The 22527-nt window shown below is 71.5% G+C and carries 13 protein-coding genes; 6 read left to right on the top strand and 7 right to left on the bottom strand.

The window, feature by feature from the left end; translation table 11 throughout:
- Positions 1-86: 86 nt before the first annotated feature.
- The 6 genes from ACIRPX_RS18615 to ACIRPX_RS18590 all read right to left on the bottom strand — a co-directional run bounded on the left by ACIRPX_RS18615 (position 87) and on the right by ACIRPX_RS18590 (position 4228).
- Entirely contained in the window at positions 87-341 is a 255-nt protein-coding gene (locus ACIRPX_RS18615) for a DUF6332 family protein (RefSeq protein ID WP_404195316.1), read from the bottom strand.
- A gap of 42 nt (positions 342-383) precedes the next feature.
- Entirely contained in the window at positions 384-770 is a 387-nt protein-coding gene (locus ACIRPX_RS18610; protein ID WP_404195314.1) for a fic family toxin-antitoxin system, toxin component, read from the bottom strand.
- Positions 767-1063, bottom strand: coding sequence for a DUF1778 domain-containing protein (locus ACIRPX_RS18605; protein ID WP_404195311.1), 297 nt, complete (start codon positions 1061-1063; stop codon positions 767-769). The genes ACIRPX_RS18610 and ACIRPX_RS18605 overlap by 4 nt, the downstream gene beginning before the upstream one ends.
- Before the next feature lie 120 nt (positions 1064-1183).
- Complete coding sequence (locus tag ACIRPX_RS18600; RefSeq protein ID WP_404195308.1) at positions 1184-1957, bottom strand: methyltransferase domain-containing protein; 774 nt, start codon at positions 1955-1957, stop codon at positions 1184-1186.
- Positions 1958-2196: 239 nt separating this feature from the next.
- A complete protein-coding gene (locus tag ACIRPX_RS18595) occupies positions 2197-3519 on the bottom strand; it encodes an APC family permease (RefSeq protein ID WP_404195305.1) in 1323 nt (440 codons plus the stop codon).
- Positions 3520-4042: 523 nt separating this feature from the next.
- Positions 4043-4228 (bottom strand): hypothetical protein, encoded by a 186-nt coding sequence (locus ACIRPX_RS18590; protein WP_404195303.1) that lies wholly within the window; start codon positions 4226-4228, stop codon positions 4043-4045.
- A 226-nt stretch (positions 4229-4454) separates the two neighbouring features.
- On the opposite strand from ACIRPX_RS18590, the gene ACIRPX_RS18585 reads away from it, so the two are divergent.
- Together ACIRPX_RS18585 and ACIRPX_RS18580 are read left to right on the top strand one after the other, a co-directional pair.
- A complete protein-coding gene (locus tag ACIRPX_RS18585) occupies positions 4455-4856 on the top strand; it encodes a hypothetical protein (protein WP_404195301.1) in 402 nt (133 codons plus the stop codon).
- Complete coding sequence (locus tag ACIRPX_RS18580) at positions 4853-6268, top strand: hypothetical protein (RefSeq protein WP_404195298.1); 1416 nt, start codon at positions 4853-4855, stop codon at positions 6266-6268. The genes ACIRPX_RS18585 and ACIRPX_RS18580 overlap by 4 nt, the downstream gene beginning before the upstream one ends.
- Positions 6269-6376: 108 nt before the next feature.
- Here ACIRPX_RS18580 and ACIRPX_RS18575 read toward each other — a convergent pair whose 3' ends face one another.
- Entirely contained in the window at positions 6377-6793 is a 417-nt protein-coding gene (locus tag ACIRPX_RS18575) for a hypothetical protein (protein WP_404195296.1), read from the bottom strand.
- A 703-nt stretch (positions 6794-7496) separates the two neighbouring features.
- On the opposite strand from ACIRPX_RS18575, the gene ACIRPX_RS18570 reads away from it, so the two are divergent.
- The 4 genes from ACIRPX_RS18570 to ACIRPX_RS18555 are packed head-to-tail and all read left to right on the top strand — an operon-like array spanning position 7497 to position 22525.
- The gene (locus ACIRPX_RS18570; protein ID WP_404195292.1) at positions 7497-11492 is read left to right on the top strand and encodes an amino acid adenylation domain-containing protein; all 3996 of its coding nucleotides are present in this window, start codon (positions 7497-7499) and stop codon (positions 11490-11492) included.
- On the top strand, positions 11489-20818 hold the full coding sequence (locus ACIRPX_RS18565) for an amino acid adenylation domain-containing protein (RefSeq protein ID WP_404195289.1): 9330 nt from the start codon (positions 11489-11491) through the stop codon (positions 20816-20818). The genes ACIRPX_RS18570 and ACIRPX_RS18565 overlap by 4 nt, the downstream gene beginning before the upstream one ends.
- Positions 20815-21855 (top strand): GSCFA domain-containing protein, encoded by a 1041-nt coding sequence (locus ACIRPX_RS18560; RefSeq protein WP_404195286.1) that lies wholly within the window; start codon positions 20815-20817, stop codon positions 21853-21855. The genes ACIRPX_RS18565 and ACIRPX_RS18560 overlap by 4 nt, the downstream gene beginning before the upstream one ends.
- A complete protein-coding gene (locus tag ACIRPX_RS18555) occupies positions 21833-22525 on the top strand; it encodes a hypothetical protein (protein WP_404195283.1) in 693 nt (230 codons plus the stop codon). The genes ACIRPX_RS18560 and ACIRPX_RS18555 overlap by 23 nt, the downstream gene beginning before the upstream one ends.
- Positions 22526-22527 lie beyond the last annotated feature (2 nt).

Here is a 22527-nt window from a genome sequence, read left to right as displayed (position 1 = left end):
CGGACACCGCCGCCGCGTACGACGCCCTCCTTCGTCGAGGACGAGGAACGCCTCAAGAAGATCGGCCTCAAGGAGAAGGGCCGCAGTCAGCGGCCCATCCGGCGCTGCTGGTCGAACCGAAGCAACACCCGTACCAGACGCCATACTCCGGCCGCCGTCCCGAGGAGCGCACCAGCCACCAGCGCGTCCTTCCTCGCGGCCCCGGAGATGCCGAAGGCCAGCACGAGGGTCAGAGCGACGGCGAAGACCGCGGCCGCCAGCACGATGGCAGTGACCAGGGCGAAAACGATCTCCACCGTCATTGCGTCCTTTTCCCACCGCGACTCACGGCCCATGTCCATGCCGCAAGTCTCACATCGCGGCGCGCGCTCGGCGGACGCGGATCACGTGACCGTCCAGTCGCGCAGTTGGCGGGCGATTCGGGGGACACCGACAGCTTGGGAGGCCGCGTCGTGTACGAGCGCGACCGCTGCCTTGGGCGGGTAGTCGAGCGGGCGTCCGTTGAGGATCAGATAGGCCTCGGTGGCGTGCCAGGCGAAGGCTTCGTTCGCGTGCTCAAGGCTCGGCAGTCTCGCCAGGGTCTGCAGCAGTGCGGCGGCTTTGAGGTACGGGGAGCCGTAGATGTCGCGTTCCATCGCCTTGGCGTTGACCCGGGCGACGGCGGCGTAGAGCGGGCCGTAGTCGTCGACCTGTGGATCGCCGTCGAGCAGTTCGGCGGCGTGCAGAAGGAAGGTGACGTCGAGCGGGTGGAGCGGTTCCGGCTGGGTCACGCGGCGTGGCCTCGCTCCCGGTCCTCGAGCTCGCGCAGCGCGGCCTGCTCGGCCGCCCGCTGCTCGGGGCCGGGGTCGAGATTGCCGGGCTCGGCCGCGAACGCCGCGCCGCTACGGTCCATGGAGGCCTTGAAGCCGTCCAGGAAGTGCCGTTCCACGGCGGTCGCGCGGTCGTAGGCGGCGGAGAGGATGTACTCCTGCATGCTGACCCCCGCCTGCTTGGCCGCCGCCGCGATGGCGGCCCGCTGCGCAGGGTCGGGAAAACGCAGGCTCATCGCTTTGGGATCGGACATGGTATCTACGGTATCACTGACACCATGGGTGCGTCAGAGGAAGGGTGCCGGAAACCAAGCGGGGCGTCGCGCGGCGGGCCCCACGCCGGACGCGCCGGCCTTGAGCGACCGGATCGTGCTTCAGCGGGAGCAGATCACCGTGATGAGAGTGAAGGAGGCGTAGAACTGGCCCGTGGAGAGGCCGGTGAACCAGCGATGGCCTCGTTGCTGGTCAATGTGATGCTCGTCGATGGCCAGGTGCATGGTGCGGCCCAGCCCCAGGGTGTGGTCGGCGTCGTGAAAGTCCCGGAAGACGGGAGTGGTCGTCACCACGGTGCGGACGTCGAATCCGACGCCGTCTGCGAGGCGGGCCAGGCTGCGTCCGATGGTGGCGTTTCGGACGACGTGGTCGGTGGTGTAGCGGGTGAAGGCTCGGCTGGTGTCGAGGTCTTCGGCGTCGACCACCAGGGTGTCCCAGTCCGGCTCGACGAGACCGACCACTCCTCCCGGGCGGGTGACGCGGTGCAGTTGCGCGAGTACTTCGGCGGGATCGGCGACATGCATGAGGACCCGGTCGATCTTTGCTCGATCCACCGACTCGGCAGCGACGGGAAGGGCGTGGACGTCGCCCTCTCGGATCTCCACCGCCGGCAGTCCGCTGGTGCGTTCCCGGGCCTTGGCCAGCATGGCGGGGTCACGGTCGATGCCGATCACCCTGCCGTCCTTGCCGACTTGCTCGGCGAGCGCCGGAAGGTCCGTTCCCGGGCCGCAGCCCGCATCGAGCACCGTCTGGCCGTGCGCGATGTCCAGTAGATCGATCATCTGCTGTTTGTAGGCCCGACCGGCGTCGCCCGCAGCGGCGCGCAACATGTAGGAAACCTGGTTCGGTCGGGTCACACCGAGTGAGGTCGACATGCCCGCCAGTCAACCATGGTGATCAGTAGCGGCGACGCCAACCGGCTTGATGCGCAGTGAGGTTGAGACATCGGTGAGTCGAGCGTGCTGCGTGTGCGCGCTTTCGTCGCACTTCGTCGGAGCCGACCGCCGGCGTCAGGCCGGGCCGCCGGGCGTCCACGGGCCGGCAGCAATGTGCCGCTCGGCCACGGCCATCAGTGGGGCGGCGGGTGCCGCGGTCGCCTCGTCCTCGGGCTTGGTCACCGCTTCGGCGCAGGGGTGTGCGGCCTGGCATCCCGGGGCAGGGCGCGGCCCCGGGCCCGGATGACGGCCTCGGCCAGTACGGCGACCCCGAGCATGGCGCCGAACACGGCGAGTTGCCGTGGGATGGTGGTGGCGGCGTAGGTGGTCAGCGCGACAAGGCATCCGGCGCACGCTGCCACGCCGCATCCGGCGGCGGCCCTCGCTGCGGGGCGGGCATCGGGAAGTCGGGAAGCGGCGAGGTTCACGGCGGCGAAGACGATCAGGAACCCGGCCGATCCCATCAGGCTGATGCCTTCGATGTCGACCAGGTTGACGACCAGGAGGGTGCCGAGGGTGGTGGCGATGAGACCGCCGATCGGGCGGTGCCAGACCGGCTCGGCGAGGTGTTCGGGCAGTTCGCCGTGGCGGGCCATCAGGTAGGTGAACTTGGCGGTGCCGTACAGGGTGGCGTTGATGGCGCTGGCGGTGGAGACGACCGCGGCGATCGCGATGAGAGAGAACCCTGCCTGGCCCAGCAGCGGCCGGGCCGCGACCGCCAGTGCGTAGTCCCGGTCGTGTGTGATCTGCGATGAGGTGAGGTTGCCGACCGCGACGAAGGCGACCAGCACGTACAGGACGATCACGCTGGCGATGGAGAGGAGATACGCGCGTGGGAGGGTGCGTTCCGGCTCTTTGGCGTCCTCTGCGGCGTTGGCGATCAGTTCGAAGCCCTCGTAGCCGAGGAAGATCAGGGTTCCGGCGTAGACGATGGCGCCACCGTGCGGAAACGCGGACGGTGAGACCCGGGCCGTATCGACGAATGCCAGGCCGCCGATGCAGAAGACCAGCAGGACGGTCACCTTGAAGTAGACGAGCACTGCCTCCGCCCGGCCGACCACCTGGGCACCGGCCAGATTGAGCGCGGCGAAGCAGACCACGACGATGCTGCCGAGCAGGCGGTTCGAGCCGGCGGGCAGACCCAGCAGTGCGGCCAGGTAGGAGCCGAAGGCGACGGCGTAGAGCCCCAGCATCACGAAGTAACTGAGCCACAGCAGCAGGTTGAGAGGTCCGGCCACTTTCGTGCCGAAGGACTGGTCGAGGAAGGCGGCCGTCCCACCGCGGTTGCGGACCCGTACCGACAGCAGGGCGTAGGACACACCCGTCAGGGCCGCCACGATGCCGCCGACGAGGAACGAGAGGTAGGCGCCCGCACCTGCGACCTGCACGGTCAGGCCCAGGACCGAGAAGATGCCTCCACCGACCATGCCGCCGACACCGATCGAAACGAGCGCGGGCACGCCCAGCCCCGCCGACTTCTCTCCCGCGCCTGATACCGCCACCTGACCTCCTCGTGTCACGGCCCACCACGGACCAGGCGTCCCCGGGCGCCGGCCGGTCGTCACACACCGTCGCGAGCGGTCCGGTTGTCGGCCACGACGCACGACAAGTGCCCCACGCCACGAAATCTTCCTCAGCTTAGACTCAGGATTTCGGCGTCTTGGTGCGGTCACCGAGTTGCCCGGGTGCCTGGCGGACGGCTTGACGAACCGGAACGGGCGCATCGGCGCCGAGTGGGGGGTGCTACGCGGGGGAGCAGGCCGTCGACGTACTGACCGGTCGCCGTGGACGCATGGTCACGTTCATCGGTGGCGTAGACGGTGAACGTCCCCGCTCCAGTTCCGGCCGCGCCGCCGGCGGAGGTCACCGAGGCGTGGGAGAACGGCTCGCTCTCGGGTCGCAGCGGGGCTCGAGCGTTGTCAGCCGGCGAGACGTCATGAGCGTGGCGGAATGGGAGTGTTGTCGGTGTCCGGGCGTCAGTGGCGCAGGTGCGGTGACCTGGTCGTTGACGCTGACGGGTGGTGCTCACCCGTTGCCGGCAGGAGTGACGAAGGTCATGCCGTCCCGTTCCTCGTCGACCTGCGGGATCGTCTTCCCGGTCTCTCTGGCGATCCGTACCGCACGCTCACAGAACTCGGCGGCATACACGCGTTGCCCGGATGCCGTGACTCCCCACTTCCCCTGCGGGGAGGTCTCCACGGTTCGAATCAATTCCGGCACTCCCTGGGAAGAGGCGGGTCGCGGCCGTATGTGATTCGAATTGACCGACTTGATGATTATTTCTGGCCTACAGCTTAGGTTATTGAACGTAATTGCCGAGTTGATGGATTTCGGTGCTTGTCACATGAATTTTCGTTACGCTCTGCATTCCTCGGGCGTCCGGAATCAAGCGTTCCTCGTGCCCGCGAGCAAGGGGAAAAGTAGGGGGAAATTCGGCATGGCTACCTTCAATCAGACGGGCCAGACGGTAGGGAATCAGGTCAACGCCGAGACGGTGACCATGAAGGACTTCGGGGGGACCGGAGTCGTGCAAGGGGACGGGTCGGGCGGCGCGGCGTTGCGGGACGCGATCGCCGAACTGCTCGGTGCGGTGGAGGAGTTGCACCGGGAGAAGGGGATCGACGACGAGACGTACGCGGGAGCGGTCGGCACGTTGCGGGAGGCGCAGCAGGCCGAGGCCGCCGAGGCGGGTGAGCCGGCCGCCGAGCAGGCCAAGAAGCGACGGCTCGCCGTTCTGGTCGAGCGGGTCAAGGAGACGCTCGCCGGGGTGAGCGCGCTCGCTCCGCTCGTCGGGCACGTAGAGGGCCTGGTCAAGGTGTTGTTCGGGGGGCAGGCATGACCAGTTACGACCAGCGGGGACAGCACGTTGGCGGTCAGTTCAACGCGGACACCATCGGCACGGTCAACTTTCACTTCGGCAAGGACGAGAACCACCGCTACCTGGGCATCCAGGCGCTGCAGGCCCGGCTGTACCCGGAGGCCGAGGCCCGGTTCAGGAAGGCGATCGAGCTGGGCGACGCGGACGGCGACCTCCGCTACTACCTCGCCCTCGCCATGCTGGCGGGCCGCACCCCGCGCACCGTCGACGGGCCGACGATCCGTTCCATCGAGGAGCAGCTCCAGGCGGCGGTGCGCGCAGCCGGCGCCCGCCCGCACGCCTACGCGCTGTGGGCCGTCATACGCGAGGACCACTACGAGGGCCAGGGACGCGCGTACGACCCGCCGACCCCGCGCGAGCTGATGGCCTCCGCGCACGACGCCGACGTACGGCACATCATGGAGATCGTCACGCTGGTCGAGGCGACCGAGTCCGCCGTGTGGCGGGCTCTCGTCGAGCGCGTCGGGGTGGCGCCGCTGCCGCAGTCGGGCCGCAACCGCGAGCCCCGGGGCCGTAACACCGAGCGCGCCAAGCTCATGCGGAAGTACTTCACGCCGGTGCCCGAACCGCTGGACGCGAGCACCGATCAGGCGCTGATGCTGGGTGGCGGCGGTGGCGCCGTGATCGGACTGGTCACGCTGGTCGCGGCGTCCGGCGGGGGCGCGTTCCTCGGCTTCCTGCTGCTGGTCGCGGGCGCGATCGTCGGGGTGAAGGCGGCGGGCCGCTACCTGGAGAAGAAGAAGGAGTTCGACGCGGCATGGGAGGCGAGCCATCCGCGGCCCACCGACGAGCAGGTCGCGCAGTGGTTCGACGAGGACAAGGCGTTCGTGGCCCAGCACGCCCACCAGCGGCTGAACATCTCCGGGCTGAGGCTGGTGACCCGTCTGGTGCCGCTGTACGGCCAGGACGCCAGCTCCGAGATCCAGGTCGGCGGGGACGGCATCGTCCGCTTCTCCCGCTACCGGGCCGTCCTGGTCGCGATGACGGAGTCCCATCTCAGCGCCTGCCTGTGCACCTGGGACTTCGTCACCGGCGAACTGCTGGAGGACAAGACCTACGAGTACTACTACCGCGACATCGTCTCCCTCACCACGCACACCAACCACCGGTCGGGCAACGCCCTGCGCGGCGATCTGAACGAGTCGTCCAGGAACGGCAGGAACAGCAGGCGCTATCAGGTCACGCAGGCCCGTGAGTTCCGGCTGGAGGTGGCCAGTGGCGGCGGCATCGAAATCGTCACCCATGTGAGCATCGCCATGGAGGACGGCTCGGAGGAGGCGGACTTCCAGTCGCCCACCATCCCCGAGTCGGGCGAGGGCGATGCCCTCAAGGCGATCCACGCCCAACTCCGGCTGCGGAAGGGGGAGCGCTGACGCCGGCCGCTCCTGAAGGGCGAGCGCTGAAGATGACGGCGTAGCGGGTGCGGCGAGGGCGCTTCCATGTGGCAGCACATGGAAGCGCCCTCGCCGCGGGTGCGGTGCCTACTCGGTGCTGTCCTGCGTTGTTTTGGTGCCGTCCTGCGTCGTTGCGGCGGTCCGCTGCGCGGCGACGAGCGGGCGCGGGCAAGGTCGGGGTGGCGGACCGTGAACAGGGTTGGGAGAGCGATGCCGGCGATGGTCAGGGTCGTGCGGGCGGTGCTTGTCCGGCTGATAGCGGGGCAGCAGGGGCGAGCCCACGCCGGTGACGGTGAAGGCGGTCACCCACACCACAGTGATGGTCTTGCGCACGCTGAGGAGCGGCGGGCTGTTCCAGGGTTCGGCAGGAACCTGCGTCCGGGTCGCGGACGAGGGCTTTTTCGCCGTTGCCGCCTTGAATGCGCAGGATGACGGATTCGCGAACCGTCCTTCAAGCGCATCGGCCCGAGGGCGTGCCATGCCATCCAGGACGGGGGCGGCCACGCCGCCGAGGACCGCGGGCCGCGGACCGCGGACCCGCACCGCCCTGAAGGGAGATGCCGTGGTGCGTGCCGGGAGGCGGAGTCCGGCAGGCTCGCTCTCGGCCGGAATTCAACGACCGGACACTCTGTCAAAAGCCGCACTCCTGCGCAGAACGCCTGCCATGTCGAGGGCCGGCTTCTTTTGAGGTATTGCGAATGTCCGAACAGGCGGCGATGGGCACTTTGCCATCGACTATTTTTGGACAACCAATTCGCCCGTCTTTCGCGTGCGACGGCTCGCAGTCGAAAGAATGTGGCGTGGGTCACTGTTGACCACTCAATCAGTAGGCATCTAAAATGGGCACAAATGAGCTACTGCTGAGGCGGTCGCATAAATCGACATTTTCCCCGACTGTTCCTTCGCGTGCATCTCACGCCTTTTGTGGCGTGCGGGTATCGCAATCGAGACCACTGGAAGCCTGCGGTACTGTTCGCAAATCGGCTCGGCAAAAGAAGAGTCACACCGGATCGTCGATCGGCCCGTTGTGGTTTCGCCGAGGATTTCCTGTTGGATGAATTGCCGTCGACGCGCGCATACCGGATGCCGGGCTGAATTGCTCGAAAGCGGGCACGGTGGGCATGCCCGCACGTGATGGCGCGAACTATGAGGTTTGAAAACGCAGGATCCCGTTTTCGTCGCGTTCTATTCTCGTGAGGGGTAATCCGTGCCTTCCTCCAGCATTGCAGTCCCCCATCACTCCGGCACCGCCGGCTCTCCCGCGCCCCTGTCGCTGGCTCAGGAGCGGCTGTGGGTCATGGCGCGCATGGACGGTGACGCCAGTGCCGCCTACAACGAACCGATGCCCTTCGACATCCGGGGGCCGCTGGACCGGGACCTGCTCCTCCAGGCGCTGCATCTGCTCGCGGCCAGGCACGAGGCCCTGCGCACCCGGCTGGTGCCGTCCGGCGGTTCGGCTCTTCAGGTCGTCGATCCGCCGCAGACCGGGTTCCCGGTGCGCTTCGTGGATCTGGCCGGAGTTCCGGACGCGGCCGAGCGGTTCGCGCGGACACGGCGGGAAGTGGAGGCCACCCCGTTCCGTCCGGGTGAGGAGCCCATGGTGCGCGGCTGCCTCGTGGCGCTCGAACCGGACCATCACGTCCTGCTGCTGACGGCCCATCACATCATCTTCGACGGCTGGTCGCGCTCTTTGCTGCTGCGAGAACTGGGCCTGGTGTACACCGCGCTCCGGCAAGGCGACGATCCGTCGCTGCCCGAACTGACATGGCAGTACAGCGACTACACCCGCTGGCAGTGGGAGTGGATGGCGGGGGAGGAGCCCGCGGCGCACGCCGACTACTGGTCCACCACCCTGGCCGGTGCCCCGGCCGTGCTCTCCCTGCCCACCGACCGGCCACGCCCGCCCGAGCAGGATTTTCGAGGCGACCGGGTGCCCGTGACCGTCGGTGCCGACCTGACACAGGCCCTGCGCGACCTGGCCGCCGACAACGATGTCTCCTTGTACGCGACCGTGCTGGCCGGCTGGTCGGTGCTGTTGTCCCTGCTCTCCGGGCAGGATGACATCGTTGTCGGCGCTCCCACGTCGAACCGCCGCCGCGGAGACGTCGACGGCCTGATCGGCTTCTTCGTCAACACCCTCGCCCTGCGCGCGGACCTGTCCCGCTCCCGCAGCGTCAGCGACGTCCTGCGACAGGTGAACCAACGCATCCGTGATGCCCTCGGACACGTCGACCTGCCCTTCGAGCGGGTCGTGGAGCTGGTGAACCCACCGCGCAGCCCTGCCTGCACGGCGCTGTTCCAGACCATGTTCGCCTGGGTCCCCTCGATGCGGAGCGAGCTCGAACTCCCGGACATGAAGGTGGAGTTACGGGAGGACGCCGCTCACGTCCCCGCGAAGTTCGACATGGTGCTGGCGCTGGCCGACGAGGGCCTGCACCTCACCGGGGAGATCGACTACGCGGTGGCGCTCTTCGACCGGGCGACCATGGAACGGTACGTACGCCAGTTCCTGCGCGTGCTGCGCCTGATGACTCAGCGGCCCGGAGCCGCGATCGCCGACCTGACATTGCTGGACGAGGACGAGCAGCGGGAACTCCTCGCGGCCTTCAGCACAGGGCCCGCCGCCGCACCGGGCGCACCGCACCGGCCCGGCCTGCTGGAACGGTTCGCGGTGCAGGTCCGCGAACGGCCCCGGCAGCCGGCGGTGGTGGCCGGTGACACGGAACTGGACTACGCGACGCTGGACCGCCGGGCCAACCGCCTGGCCGGCGCACTGATCGCCCGCGGTGTCGGACCTGACCGTGTGGTGGGCCTGCACACCGGACGCACCGCCGAGCTCGTCGTCGGCGTGCTCGGCATCCTCAAGGCCGGGGCCGCCTACCTGCCCCTCGACCCCGGACAGCCCCCTGAACGGCTCGCTGCCATGGTGCGTGACGCCGCACCGGCACTCGTGCTGACCGATCAGGCGGACACCACGCACGACGGCCGGCTGTGGGAGAACCTCGCGAAGGTGGAGGCCGGCGCGCCGCACGACGACGCGCCGGGCATCGACGTGGACCCCACCCGGCTCGCCTACGTCATCTACACCTCGGGATCGACCGGGCGCCCCAAGGGCGTGGCGGTGACGCACGGCAGCGTCGTCAATCTCTTCGACCACTGGCGCGACCTCATGGGGGACGCACCCGGGGAGGCGTCATCGGCCTGGTCGAGCATCGGCTTCGACGCCTCGGTGCACGAACTCCTCATGCCGCTGACCACGGGAGCGGTGCTCCACATCGTTCCCGAGGAGCTGCGCGGCGACCCCGGGGCGCTGATGGGCTGGTTGCGCGACCACGAGGTCACCCAGGCCTTCCTGCCTCCGTCCTACGTCCTGTGGATCGACGAGGATCCCGCCACGCGACTGGCCGGGCTGCGCCTGCGCCAGCTCCTCACCGGAGTGGAGTCCCTGCCGGAGGGCGCCCTGCACCGCATGCGCGAGCTGCTGCCCGGTCTGCGCATCTGCTTCGGCTACGGCCCGACCGAGGCGACGCTCTACTCCACCGCCTACACCGACCCGCAGCCGTACGAGCGGTCGTGTCCCATCGGGCGACCGCTGCGCGGCACCCGCCTGTACCTGCTCGACGACCGCATGCGCCCGGTGCCGATAGGGGTTCCCGGTGAGGTCTACCTCGGCGGAGCGAGCCTGGCCCGCGGATATCTGAACCGGCCGGACCTCACCCACGAGCGGTTCCTCCCCGACCCCTTCGTGCCCGGCGAACGCGTCTACCGCACCGGCGACCTGGCACGCTGGCTGCCGGACGGCAACGCCGAGTACGTCGGCCGCCGCGACGACCAGCTCAAGCTGCGCGGCTTCCGCATCGAACCCGGCGAGGTCGAGGCGGCGCTGCTCGCGGTGCACGGTGTACGCGAGGCCGTGGTACTGGCAGCCGCCGACACAGCGGGCGGCCCCCACCTGGTCGCCGGGGTGGCATGCGACGCCGGGGAGCCCCGGACGCCGTACGAATGGCGCGCGGCCCTCGAGGACCGCCTGCCGGACTACATGATCCCCGCCGTGGTCGCCGAGTTCGGACGGCTGCCGTTGAACCGCAGTGGCAAGGTGGACCGGACAGCGGTCCTGCGGGCCGCGGCGCAGGCCCGTACCGGGCGGGTCAACACGGCCGCTCCCCGCGACCACGTCGAGATGGCGCTGTACCGGATCTGGCGGCGGGTGCTGCTGCACCCGGACGTCGGGATCGGTGACAACTTCTTCGAGCTCGGCGGCACGTCGATCGCGGCGATCAAGATGGCGTCCGCCGTCGAGGAGGAACTCGGCGTACCGCTGCCGGTCCGGGACGTCATGCTGCATCCCACCATCGAGGCACTTGCCGAGCGGGTGCGCGGCCGCGCGACCGAGGCCGCCCGGCCTGCGGAGCACAGCAGCCTGGTGGAGTTCCGCAGCGGCGGCGGACGGCGGCGCGTGGTGTGCGTGCACCCCGCCGGCGGCACAGCCTTCTGCTACCTGCCGCTGTCCACGGCGCTGCCCGACGACGTCGGCGTGGTGGGACTGCAGGCGCCCGGCATCAACCCGGGCGAGTCCACCCTGCCCGGCGTCGAGGCGATGGCCGAGGAGTATCTGCGGCTCGTCGACCCCCGGCCGGACGAGGCCCTGGTGCTGTGCGGGCTCTCCTACGGCGGCCTGATCGCGTACGAGATGGGACGCCGCCTGGTGGCGGCCGGGCACGAGAGGGCGAGCGTGGTCCTGCTCGACACCCACGGCGCCGAGGACGCGGAGCAGCGCGACGCGATCACGCCGGTCGGCATGACGGAGTTCCGGCAGAAGCTGGTCCGCTTCAACGGCATGTACCCGGGCATCGACGACGACCAGGTCGCCCGGTACCTGACCGTCTACAACCACCACCGCGAGACGGCGCGCGCCTACGCCGTGCCCGATTCGCCGGCCCGGGTCGTCCTGATGCAGGCGACGGCCGTGGAGGACGAGGGCGGCGCCGACGCGGCGGCCCGGCTGCGCGCGTTCTGGCGCAGCCGGGTCGGCGGTGGACTGCTGGTCGAGCCGGTGGCCTGCGGCCACTGGGACATGTTGGAGAGCGACGAACTGCCGCGTGTCGCCACCGTCCTCGCCGCCGAACTGGACCGGCTGCAGACCGGCCTCGGCGAGGCGGCGGCGGAGCGCACGGCCTTTTCCGTCAGGTCGGAGGCCCGATGAAACCGCGCGTCGAGACGTCCCCCACCGCCGTCGCCGAGGACCCGGGCACCCAGGCGGGACTCGCCCTGGAGATACATCGCCAGGCCCTGCGCACACCGACGGCGGACGCGGTCGCCGACGGCGACGTACGGCTGGACTACGCGACACTGAACACCGCGGCCGCCGCCGTGGCGGGGGCACTTGCCCGCCACGGCGTGCTGCCCGGGCAGACCGTGGCGGTGGCGCTGCCGCGCTCATGGCGGCTGGTCTGCGTGATGCTGGGCATTCTGCGGCTGGGCGCGCAGGTGGTGCCGCTGGACACACAAAGCCCCGCCGAACGCCGCCACTTCATCCTGCGGGACTCCGGGGCGGCGGCGCTGGTGCACACCGCTCCCGAGCGTGCCACCGGACTTCCGCAGGGCACGAAGGCGCTCGCCGTGGACACGGTGCTGCCCGAACTCCCGGATGCCGCGGACACCGTGCAGCCGCCGCGGCCCGCCGGTGAGGTGTCCTTCCTGTTCTACACCTCCGGAACGACGGGACGGCCCAAGGGCGTCCAGGTCGGCGACGCGGGGATCATGCGGCTCGCGCGTCCCGGCTACATCCGTGTCGGGCCAGGACTGCGCTACGCCTGCCTGGCGAACCCGGCGTTCGACGCGCTGAGCTTCGAGGTCTGGGTTCCCCTGCTGACCGGCGGCTGCTGCGTGGTCCTGCGCGACGCGGACGTACGGGTTCCCGAGCGGCTCGCGGCGGCGCTACGGCACGAGCGGGTGGACACCGTCTTCATCACGACCGCGCTGTTCGACGCGGTGGTGACGGCCGTGCCGGACTGCTTCGCCGGGGCCGGTGAGGTTCTGGTGGGCGGCGAGCAGCTCGACCCCCGGGTGATGCGCCGCTGGTACCGGCACAACGCCGGCAGCGGCACCCGCCTGTTCAATGTCTACGGGCCGACGGAGTCCACCACCTTCGCCCTGTGCCATCCGATCCCGCGGGACTTCGACGGTGACGTGGTGCCGATCGGCCGGCCCCTGCCGCAGACCGGCGGCGTCCTGGTCGTGCCGGGCACGGAGAGGGTCGCGGCGCCCGGCGAGGTCGCCGAACTCCTGCTGAGCGGTGCCGGACTCGCGGTCGGCTACCGCAACCTCCCCGAGGAGACCGAGCGGCGCTTCGTGCGGCTTCCCTGGCTCGACGGAGGAAAGGACCGGTACTACCGCACCGGCGACCTCGTCCGGGCGGATGCCGAGGGCCGGGTGGAGTACGTCGGACGCACCGACCGCCAGGTCAAGGTCCGCGGCTTCCGGATCGAGCCCGGCGAGGTGGAACGGCATGTTCTGTCCCATCCGGCGATCCGGCGGGCCTACGTGTGCACGCGGCGTGCGGGCCAGGACGGGCCGCACGAACTGCTGGCATTCGTCGTCCTGCAACAGGACCTGTCCTGGGAGGAGTTGGACGGCCACCTCGCGGCCCACCTTCCCGTCTACATGCGCCCGCACCAGATCCATCGCGTGGCGGAGCTGCCCCTCAACGCCAACGGCAAGGTCGACCAGGCCGCGCTGCTGCGGCAGGCAGGCCGTCCCTGGCGGCCGGCCGCGAGCGGCAGACCGGCCGCGACGGAGACGGAGCGCGCGGTCGTCGCGTTGGCCGAGGAGATCCTGGCCACCGCCGGCCTCGGCCCCGAGGACCGGTGGATCGCGGCCGGCGGTGACTCGCTGAAGGCCCTGCGGTTCTGCTTCGCCGTACGGCGGCGGTGGGGTCGCCACCTGACGCAGGCGGACGTCCTGCACGGCGACCTGGCGGCGATCGCCCAGGCCGTGACCGCGCCCGGCCCCGGCGAGGAGAACGCCTGCCCGGCACCGGTGGTCGCCGGTGCCCACTCGGCGCCCGCCACCAGCGAGCAGCAGCGGCTGTGGCTGCTGCAGCGCCGCGCAACGGGCTCCCGGGCGTACTCCGTCAACCAGGCCTTCCGCCTGGACGGGCCCGTCGACGCCGCTGCGCTCCGGCAGGCGCTGCGGAGCCTGGTGGCACGCCACGCGGCACTGCGGACGGGCTTCACCCTCGGACCGCGCGGACTGCGGCAGACGGTCGGCGAACCGTACGATCCCTGGCAGGAGCCGGCCACGTGGCAGGCCGGTGACGAGGAGGAGGCGCGCGCCTTCGCCGCCGCCTTCTTCGACGAGCCGTTCGACCTCGCCGTGCCCCGCATGCTGCGGGCCTGCTGGCTGCCGCGCGAGGGCGGCGGAACGCTCCTGCTGCACCTGCACCACATCGCCGTCGACGGCTGGTCGCTCGGCATCCTGCTGCGGGATCTGTCCACCTGCTACGCCGAGACCACCGGCTCCGTCACCGCGACCGACCCGAACACGGCTCCGGCTCCGACCCCGCTGGACTTCGCGGCCTGGCAGAGCGACTGGTTCACCACCGCGTCCTACCGCGCACAGCGCGACGAACTCCTGGCGCACTACCAGGACTTGGCGGAGCCCCAGGAGACGCTGCCCGCCGAGAACGCGCTTGCGGCCCCCCGGGCGCGGCTGCTGCGCACGACGCTCGACGTCGAACGCCGGGCTCAGGTGGACCGGGTGTGCGCCGAACTCGGGCTGACCCGCTTCCAGGTCCTGCTGAGCGTGTTCTCCTGGAGTCTGTACGGTGTGACCGGCCTGGTCCGCCCGCGTATCGCCGCGCCGGTCGCCAACCGCCCGGTGCGCGAGTTCGAGGACAGCGTGGGCATGATGGCGAACACCGTGCTGCTGCCCGTGACCGTCGTGCCCGGTGAAGACCTTCGCGCGCAGCTCGCCCGCACCGGGACCGGCACCGGGCAGGTGCTGCGGCGCCAGGACGTGGCGCTCGCGGACGTTCTGGCCGGCTGGGACGCCGTCGGCGACAGCACCCCGTTCGACTTCCTGTTCGTCCTGGAGAACACCGACTTCGGGGCGCTGCGGCTACCCGGTTGCGCCCAGCGCCCCCTGTGGTGGGCCGCGTCGGAGGCCAAGTGCCCGATGACGGTCTCCGTCGTCGAGCACCCCGACGGCCTCGACGTGCTGTGGGAGTACGCCGAGGACCGCTTCACCGGCGAGGCCGTCGAGGCGATGGCCGAGCTGCTGCGGCGGGGCGTGGACGCGCTGGCGTCCGGCGGCCGGTCCACCGCGCGGGAACTGGTGGCACCCTACCGGCGGTCCCTGCCGGTTCACGGGCGCGGGCCCGCCCCCACACCGGGCTTCACCACCATCGCCGAAGGCTTCGCACGGCAGGTCGCCCGCACCCCGGACGCCCCTGCGGTGGCCACGGCGGACGGAAGCACCCTGAGCTACGCCGCGCTCGACGCCCTCGCGGCAGACCTCGCCGCGGACCTGGCCGGCCACTACCCGATCCCGGCCGACGGCAGCCCCTGCCGCGTGGCCCTGTACCTGAACCCGTCCGCCGAGCACGTCGTCGCCCTGCTCGCGCTGGCGCGCCTGAACGTCACCGCCGTACCGCTCGACCCGTCGTACCCGGCCGACACCCTGCGCCGCGTACTGACCCGGGTCGACCCGCTGTGCGTCCTGGTCACACCCGACGGCGCGCCGGCGCTGGACACACTGCTCCCGCACGGCACGGTGCGCCACCTCGTCGTCCTGCTGGATCCGCCGCCGCGGCAGGGCGGTGTCGCGAACGCCCCGTACGACGGACGTACGCACGACGGCGCCCGGCCGCTGTACACGCTGTTCACCTCCGGCTCCACCGGCGTCCCCAAAGGCGTCCAGATCTCCGACCGCACGCTGTGCGACCTGATCCGGTGGCAGTCCGGCCCCGGCGGCCTCACCGCCCCGGCCGTCACCCAGCAGTTCTCGATGCTGGCGTTCGACGTGTCCTTCCAGGAGATCTTCGGCACCCTGTGCACCGGCGGCACCCTCCAGCTCATCCGCCCCGAATGGCGTCAGGACGCCCCCGCGCTCCTGGAGCGGCTCGAGGCCGCGGGCACCGAGCGGATCTTCATGCCCTACGTGGCCCTGCAACTGCTCGCGGAGTACGGGGTACGTCTGGGCAGGTTCCCGTCCCGGCTGCGTGAGGTGATCACCGCGGGCGAGCAACTGGTGTGTACCGACACCGTCCGCCGCTGGTTCGCGGCACTGCCCGGCGCCCGCCTGTTCAACCACTACGGGCCGACCGAGACGCACGTGGTCAGTGCCCTGTGCCTGGAGGGCGACCCGCAGCGGTGGCCCGAGCGGCCCGCCATCGGCCGCCCCGTGGCAGGCGCCGAGCTGCGCGTGGTGGACGCCCAGGGCGACCCGGTTCCGCCCGGGTGCACCGGCGAGCTGCTGATCGGCGGCACCATGACCGCCCGCTGCTACCTCGACGAACCCGGTCTCGACGACACCCGCTTCGTCGAGCCGCCCGGCGAGGGCCTGTTCTACCGCAGCGGGGATCGGGCGTGGTTCGACCACGAGGGCCTGCTGCACTACGCGGGCCGCGACGACCAGCAGATCAAAGTGAGCGGGCACCGGCTGGAACTCGGCTCCGTCGAGGCGGCCCTGCTGCGCCATCCGGCGGTGGCCAACGCCGTCGTCGCGCGTGACGGCGACCGGCTGACGGCCTGTCTGGAGCTGCGTGGTGAGCCCCCGTCCGCCGACGACCTGACCTCCCATCTCTCGGCGCTGCTGCCGTCCTACGTCCGCGTGGACCGCTTCCGGAGACTGCGGACGATGCCCCGCACCGCCAGCGGCAAGCTCGACCGGATGGCGGCGCTCGCGGCACCGGGCGAGGAGCTGCGCCGTCCGGCGGTCACCCGCACCGCGCTGTCGGCCCAGGAGGAGCAGCTCACCGCCGCCTTCGAGACGGTCACCGGGTCGACGATCGGACCGGACCAGACCTTCTTCGAGGCGGGTGCCTCCAGCCTCGCTCTCATGCGCTTCCACCTGCACTGCGCCACCGAACTCGGTCTGCGCTTCAGCGTCACGGACCTCTTCGAGCACGTCACCGTCCGCTCCCTGGCCCGCCACCTCGGCCCGGACGGCCTCCCCGGCACCCGGACACCCGCCGAACGGACCACGCGAGAGGGCGGATTGCCGAGTCCCGGCGAACCGATCGCGGTCGTCGGCATGGCGGTACGGGTGCCCGGCGCCCCGGATCTGGCCGGCTTCTGGGACCTGGTGGTGGCGGGCGGCACCGGCATCCGGAGCGTCGACGCCCCGGACGGCGTCGTCGGCGTGCACAGCACGCTCGACGGGATGTTCGACTTCGACCCGGGCCACTTCGGCATCAGCCCGCAGGAAGCGCGCCTGATGGACCCCCAGCAGCGTCACCTGCTGATGGCCTGCGTGCAGGCCCTCGCACACGCGGGCGCCGCGGACACCTCGACGATGCGCGTGGGGCTGGTGGCCGGTGCGGGGGAGAACACCTACTTCCAGTCCATGCTGCGCGAGGCGGACCCGGGCCGGCTGCCCGACGGCTTCCAGCTCGCCCTGCACCATGAGAAGGACTTCCTGGCCACCAAGGCGGCCTACCACCTCGGGCTGACCGGTCCCGCCTTCAGCGCCCAGACGGCGTGCTCCAGTTCCCTGGTCGCCGTGCACCTCGCGGCGGGCCTGCTCCGGCAGGGCGAGGCCGAGGCGATGCTCGCCGCAGGCGTGCTCGTCGACCCCGGCCTGACCGGCGGCTACCGCTACCGCCCGCAGCACATCTTCTCCGCGGACGGTGCCTGCAGGCCCTTCAGCGACGACGCGAGTGGAACGGTCGGCGCGAGCGGCGCCGGCGCCGTCGTCCTCAAAACGCTGCGGCAGGCACGGCGCGACGGCGACACCGTCTACGCGGTGATCACGGGTTCCGCGATCAACAACGACGGCGCGGACAAGATGAGTTACAGCGCACCGTCCCTGGCCGGGCAGCGCGAGGTGATCCGCACCGCGCTGGCCCGCGCCGGACGCACCGGCGCGGACGTCGGCTACGTCGAGGCCCACGGAACCGGCACCCGGCTGGGTGACCCCGTCGAGGTCGGCGCGTTGCGCCAGGCCTTCGACGTGAGCGAGTCCGGCCGCTGCGCCCTCGGCTCCGTCAAGAGCCAGATCGGGCACCTGGGCGCGGCGGCCGGTGTGGTGGGCCTCGTACGGGCCGTCCTCGCCGTCCACCACGGGAGCATCCCGCCCCACCTCAACTTCCGCGCCTTCAACCCGGAGATCGGCCCCGACCCCACGCCCTTCCACGTCCCGGCCCAGGCCGGTCCCTGGCCCGAGGGACGTGAACGGGTCGCCGCCGTCAGCAGTTTCGGGATCGGCGGCACCAACGCCCACGTCATCGTGGAACAGGACACCGGGACCGGCACCGCCGCAACCGGCGACGTCCCCGCGTGCCTGGTGCTGTCCGCCTCCAGCGCGGACGCCCTCGCCGCCGACGCCGCCCGGATCGCCGACTACCTCCAACTGCGGCCCGAGCGCTACGAGTCGGTGCTGCGCCATCTGCAGGCCGGACGTGCGCCCCGACGCCTGCGGACCGCGGCTCCCGTCGCGGAGGCCGCGGCCGCCGTTCGGTGGCTGCGATCGGTGGCGGCCGGGGAGACACCGTACGGCTTCGCGGACCAGGAGGCCGCCGCGGTGCCGGCTGCCGGCCGCACGGCGCGCGACATCGCGGAGGACTGGACGGCCGGAAGGCCCGTCGACTGGCAGCGGGGTCCGGCCCCGGCGCCCTGGGACTTCCCACCCCCGTCCTTCGCGCTCGCGCGGTACGACTTCGACCGCGGGCCCAGCGCTGCGGACACGAAACCCCAGCGGCTGTCGCCGGCCGACTGGCTGCACCAGCCGCACTGGGTCCGGCTGCGCCACGCCACCGCCCTGGCCACCACCGCACCGGCCGACCGCGCGCCCGTCGTGGTGTTCGTCGCGCAGACCCTGCCGCGGACGGCGATCGCCCCCTTCGAGGCCGTGGCCTCACGGGTGGTGCGGGTGCACCCGTCCAGCGGCTTCGCCCGTAGCGGACCCGACGTCTTCGCGGCCGACCCGTCCGACCCGGCGTCGTTGCGCCTGCTGCTCGACGCGCTGTCCGAGGACGGCGCCGACGACGCCCTGACCGACGTGGAGTGGGTGCACGCGCTGCCGCTGGCCGTGAAGGGCCCCATCGGCCCCGATACGCTCGAACACGCCCGCCATGCATGCCTGGACACCACCGCGGCCCTGGCCCAGGCGCTGGCCGGCCGGTCCGCCTCCCCCCGCGTGTGGTGGCTGTCGTACGGCGCGCGGCCCGTGCTCGGGACGGTGGACCGGCCCGAACTGGCCCTCCTGGCAGGGCCGGTGGAGGTGGCTCCCCAGGAGGGCGCCCTGGACGGCCACTGGCTGGACCTCCCCGACGGCGACCTCACCCGCTGGGCCGGACACGTGGCCTCCGCCGTTGCCGAAGCACGCCGAAGCGGCCGTACCGCCGATCCGGCACTGCCCCGGCAGCTGGCACTGCGCCAGGGCCACTGGTGGCGGCCGGGCACCACGCCGGTCTCGGCGCCGCCCGCGACGAACACCCTGGCACCGTCCGGCGAAGACACGGTCCATCTGATACTCGGCGGCACGGGCGGCATGGGCCGCGCCCTCGCCTCCTGGCTGCTGGAACACTCCCGCGGCCGGGTGCTGCTTCTGTCGAGGAACCCAGGGCTGCCCGAGGAGCTGACCCGCTGGGCCGACCGCGTCGATCTGGTCGCGGCGGACCTGGCGGCTGCGCCGGTGCACGAGGTCGTGGCGGCCGTCGCCGAGCGAACCCGACGGCTGGACGGCGTGATCCACGCGGCCGGGACGGGTGCCGGTGCACTGCTCGTACGCCGCGACGCCACGGCGATGCGCGAGGCGACCGCGGCCCGGGAGAACGGCGCACTCGTCGTGGAGCACCTGATCGAGACCTTCCGGCCGGAGATCGCGGTGTACTGCTCCTCGATGTCCGCCCTGCTCGGCGGCGTCGGCCAGAGCGACTACGCGGCCGGCGCGAGCCTCCTCGACGGCTTCGCCCACCACCGTGCCGGGGAAGGGGAGACGACGGCCCGGATCGGCATCGACTGGGACGTCTGGCGGGAGACCGGAATGGCGACCCGGGTCCTCGACACGGACAGCCGCCACCAGGCCCATCTGGAGGTCGGTCTGACGGTCGAGGAAGGCAAGGAGGTCCTTGCTCGGGCCCTGGCCGTGCGACTGCCGCAGCTTCTCGTGTCCACCACCGACATCGCTGCCTCGCGCACGTTCTACGCCCCCTCCGCCGACGGCCCGGCGCAACCGCTCACCGCCCGGTCCGGGCCCGCCCACGACGCGGACGGCGAGGCGGGCCGGGCCGACCGGGACGGCGCCGGGGAACGTGCCGCCGCCCTGTCCCGCGTCATCCAGGACCTGCTCGGCGTGGACGATCTGGACCCGGACGACTCCCTGTACGACCTCGGCGCCGACTCGCTGACCCTGATCAGCCTGATCGCCCGGATCGAGGACGACTACGGCGTCGCCTACGACCTGGGGTCCTTCAGCCACCGGGTCAGCCTCAACGAGATCCTCAAGCACATGGACGCGGCCCTCACCCCCGCGGAGCCCACCGCCCGGACGCCCAGGAACGTCGATCCCCGGGTCGTGCTCGACGTCTGGCAGGAGGGAGCCGGCCCGGCCGTCCTGTGCCTGATCCATCCGGTGGGCGGGGACATCCAGGTGTACCGGTCCCTGGTGACAGCACTCGGGCCCGCGCCGACGGTCTGCCTCATCGCCGATCCGGCACTGCGTGACCCCGGCACGCCCGCGTGGACGCTGGCCGAGCGTGCCCGTCACTACGACGCGGCACTTCGCGACCGCTTCGGCGGCCCCGGCCACCGCCTCCACCTGGCCGGATGGTCCTACGGTGCCCGGGTGGCCATGGAGATGGCAGGCCTCGCCGAGGCGGCCGGGCAGCCCCTGGAGGCGCTCCATCTGCTGGACCCGCCGCCTCCGCGGGCGGACGCACTGGTCGCCGCCTACGACGAGGCCCGTCTCGAGAAGGTGTTCGCCGCCGAACTCGGCGCCGGGAACTCATCGTTGCCGGCACCACACGCGCAGGCGTACGCCGAGAGACTGGCCGACCGCTGCCGGGCCAATCTGCGCAGCCTGGGCGAGCACCGGGTGCGGCCCCTCGCCCTCACCCCCACCGTCCTGTGGCTGGCCGAACACCCCACGCCGGGCCTGCCCGCACCCGGCGGCGCGCAGGAGACGGACCGGCAGTGGACAGCCTGTCTGCCCCCCACCGCCGTACGGCGGTCCCTGCCCACCGACCACTACGGCATCGTCGCGCCACCCCATGTGAACGAGGTGGCCGAAACCATCACGGCAACGCTGGCCGATCCGGCAGCCGATGCCCGGACCCCACGCGAGCCAGGATCGGAGCACGCCCGGTGAACCCCTATCGATCCCTGCCCCTGCGGTCGTTCTGGCGGCCCGCCGTCGCCGAACCGGACCCGCTGGACATCGAGGACGTCTGGACTCCCAAGTTCGTCCTCGGCCAGGACGACCCGGTCGTCACCGCGGGCTCCTGCTTCGCCGCGCAGATCGGCCGGGCCCTGCTGGATTCGGGCATGAACTGGCTCGACGCCGAACCCGCCCCGCCCGGCCTGACCCGGCAGCAGCGTCAGGACCGCGGCTACGGCGCCTTCTCCTTCCGCACCGGCAACATCTACACACCCGCGGTCCTGCGCCAGTGGCTGTCGTGGGCCCTCGGCCACCTGCCGCCGCCCGAGGAGGCCTGGCCCGACGGCGACCGCTGGGTCGACCCCTACCGCCCCGCGATCGAGCCCGAGGGCTTCGCCTCGCCGGCCGAGATGCTGCGGTCACGCGAGGTCACGCTGGCCGCCGTCCGCACGGCCGTCACCACCGCCGGATGCCTGGTGTTCACCATGGGACTCACCGAGGCATGGCGCGACGCCGCCGACGGCACCGTCCACCCCACCTGTCCCGGCACCGTCCGCGGCACCTTCGACGCCGAGCGGTACACCCTGCACAACTTCACCTTCGCGGAAGCGCACCGGGACATGGCCGAGGCGATCGCGATGGCACGTGAGGTGAACCCCGGCCTGCGCATCCTGCTGACGGTGTCACCGCAGCCGCTGACCGCGACCGCCACCGGCGGCCACGCGCTGACCGCCAACGGCTACACCAAGTCCGTACTGCGCGCGGTCGCCGGTCAACTCGCCCTGGAGGACCCGGACATCGACTACTTCCCGTCCTACGAGCTCATCACCGGCCCGGTCTTCACCGGCCGGTTCTTCGGCCCGAACCAGCGCACCGTGACCCCCGAGGGAGTCGCCTTCGTGATGCGGCACTTCGTGGCAGGACTCCACCGCCGCCCCACGCGACCGCGGCCCGCCCGCGACACCGTCACCCGCCCAGGAGAGGCCGCCTGTGAGGACGCCGTCCTTGACTACTACAGCCCCCGCTAGGTTCCTGCTGCTCGGCGACTCCCACGCGGGACCGATCGGACGTGCGGCGCGGCAGTCCGGTATCCCCTTCCAGGGCGGCCCCATCGGTGCCGGCCGGGAGTTCACCGACCGCTTCTTCACCACCCGCGACACCCCCGGCGGCACCGACGTCGTCTTCCGGTCCGACGAGGCCGAGGAGCACTACCGCCGTTTCCTCCAGGAGCTCGGCGTCGACGTCCTCGCCGGGCTGGGCGTCCCGCTGGTCGCCACGTTCGGATTCTGCGCGCACTTCGTCGCGCTGCGGGAGAACTGGGACCTCTACCGCGACCGTTCGGGAGCCGTCCCGCCGGGTTTCCTCGCCGCCCCCCTGTTCGGCGCCATCGTGCGCGCCGTTGTCCGCGACGCCCTCGGCTTCTACGAACACGCCGTGGGCCTCGGACTGCGCGTCCTGGCGGTGATGCCGCCGCAGCGGATCCCCGGCCAGTCCGATCCGGCGGTGTTCATGGCCGCCCAGGAACGCATCCGGCTGGCCGTGTCGCAGCGCGGCGTCGAGGTCGTGGACCTGCGCGGCAGGACCACCGGTCCGGACGGCCTGCAGCGCCCCGAACTGTGTGAGGCGGACGACGAGATCCACGGCAACCTCGCCTTCGGCCGCATCGTCCTCGCCGAGCTGCTCGACCGCGGCCTGTAACC

It is taken from the genome of Streptomyces sp. NPDC101225 (assembly GCF_044767585.1).
Taxonomy (GTDB): Bacteria; Actinomycetota; Actinomycetes; order Streptomycetales; family Streptomycetaceae; genus Streptomyces.
This window is presented reverse-complemented; position numbering and strand designations above follow the sequence as displayed.

What these genes read in the sequence shown, in the direction of transcription:
- ACIRPX_RS18615 (WP_404195316.1), bottom strand. Translation starts at nt 341, where the DNA reads ATGGACATGGGCCGTGAGTCGCGGTGGGAAAAGGACGCAATGACGGTG.
- ACIRPX_RS18605 (WP_404195311.1), bottom strand. Translation starts at nt 1,063, where the DNA reads ATGTCCGATCCCAAAGCGATGAGCCTGCGTTTTCCCGACCCTGCGCAG.
- ACIRPX_RS18600 (WP_404195308.1), bottom strand. Translation starts at nt 1,957, where the DNA reads ATGTCGACCTCACTCGGTGTGACCCGACCGAACCAGGTTTCCTACATG.
- ACIRPX_RS18585 (WP_404195301.1), top strand. Translation starts at nt 4,455, where the DNA reads ATGGCTACCTTCAATCAGACGGGCCAGACGGTAGGGAATCAGGTCAAC.
- ACIRPX_RS18580 (WP_404195298.1), top strand. Translation starts at nt 4,853, where the DNA reads ATGACCAGTTACGACCAGCGGGGACAGCACGTTGGCGGTCAGTTCAAC.
- ACIRPX_RS18565 (WP_404195289.1), top strand. Translation starts at nt 11,489, where the DNA reads ATGAAACCGCGCGTCGAGACGTCCCCCACCGCCGTCGCCGAGGACCCG.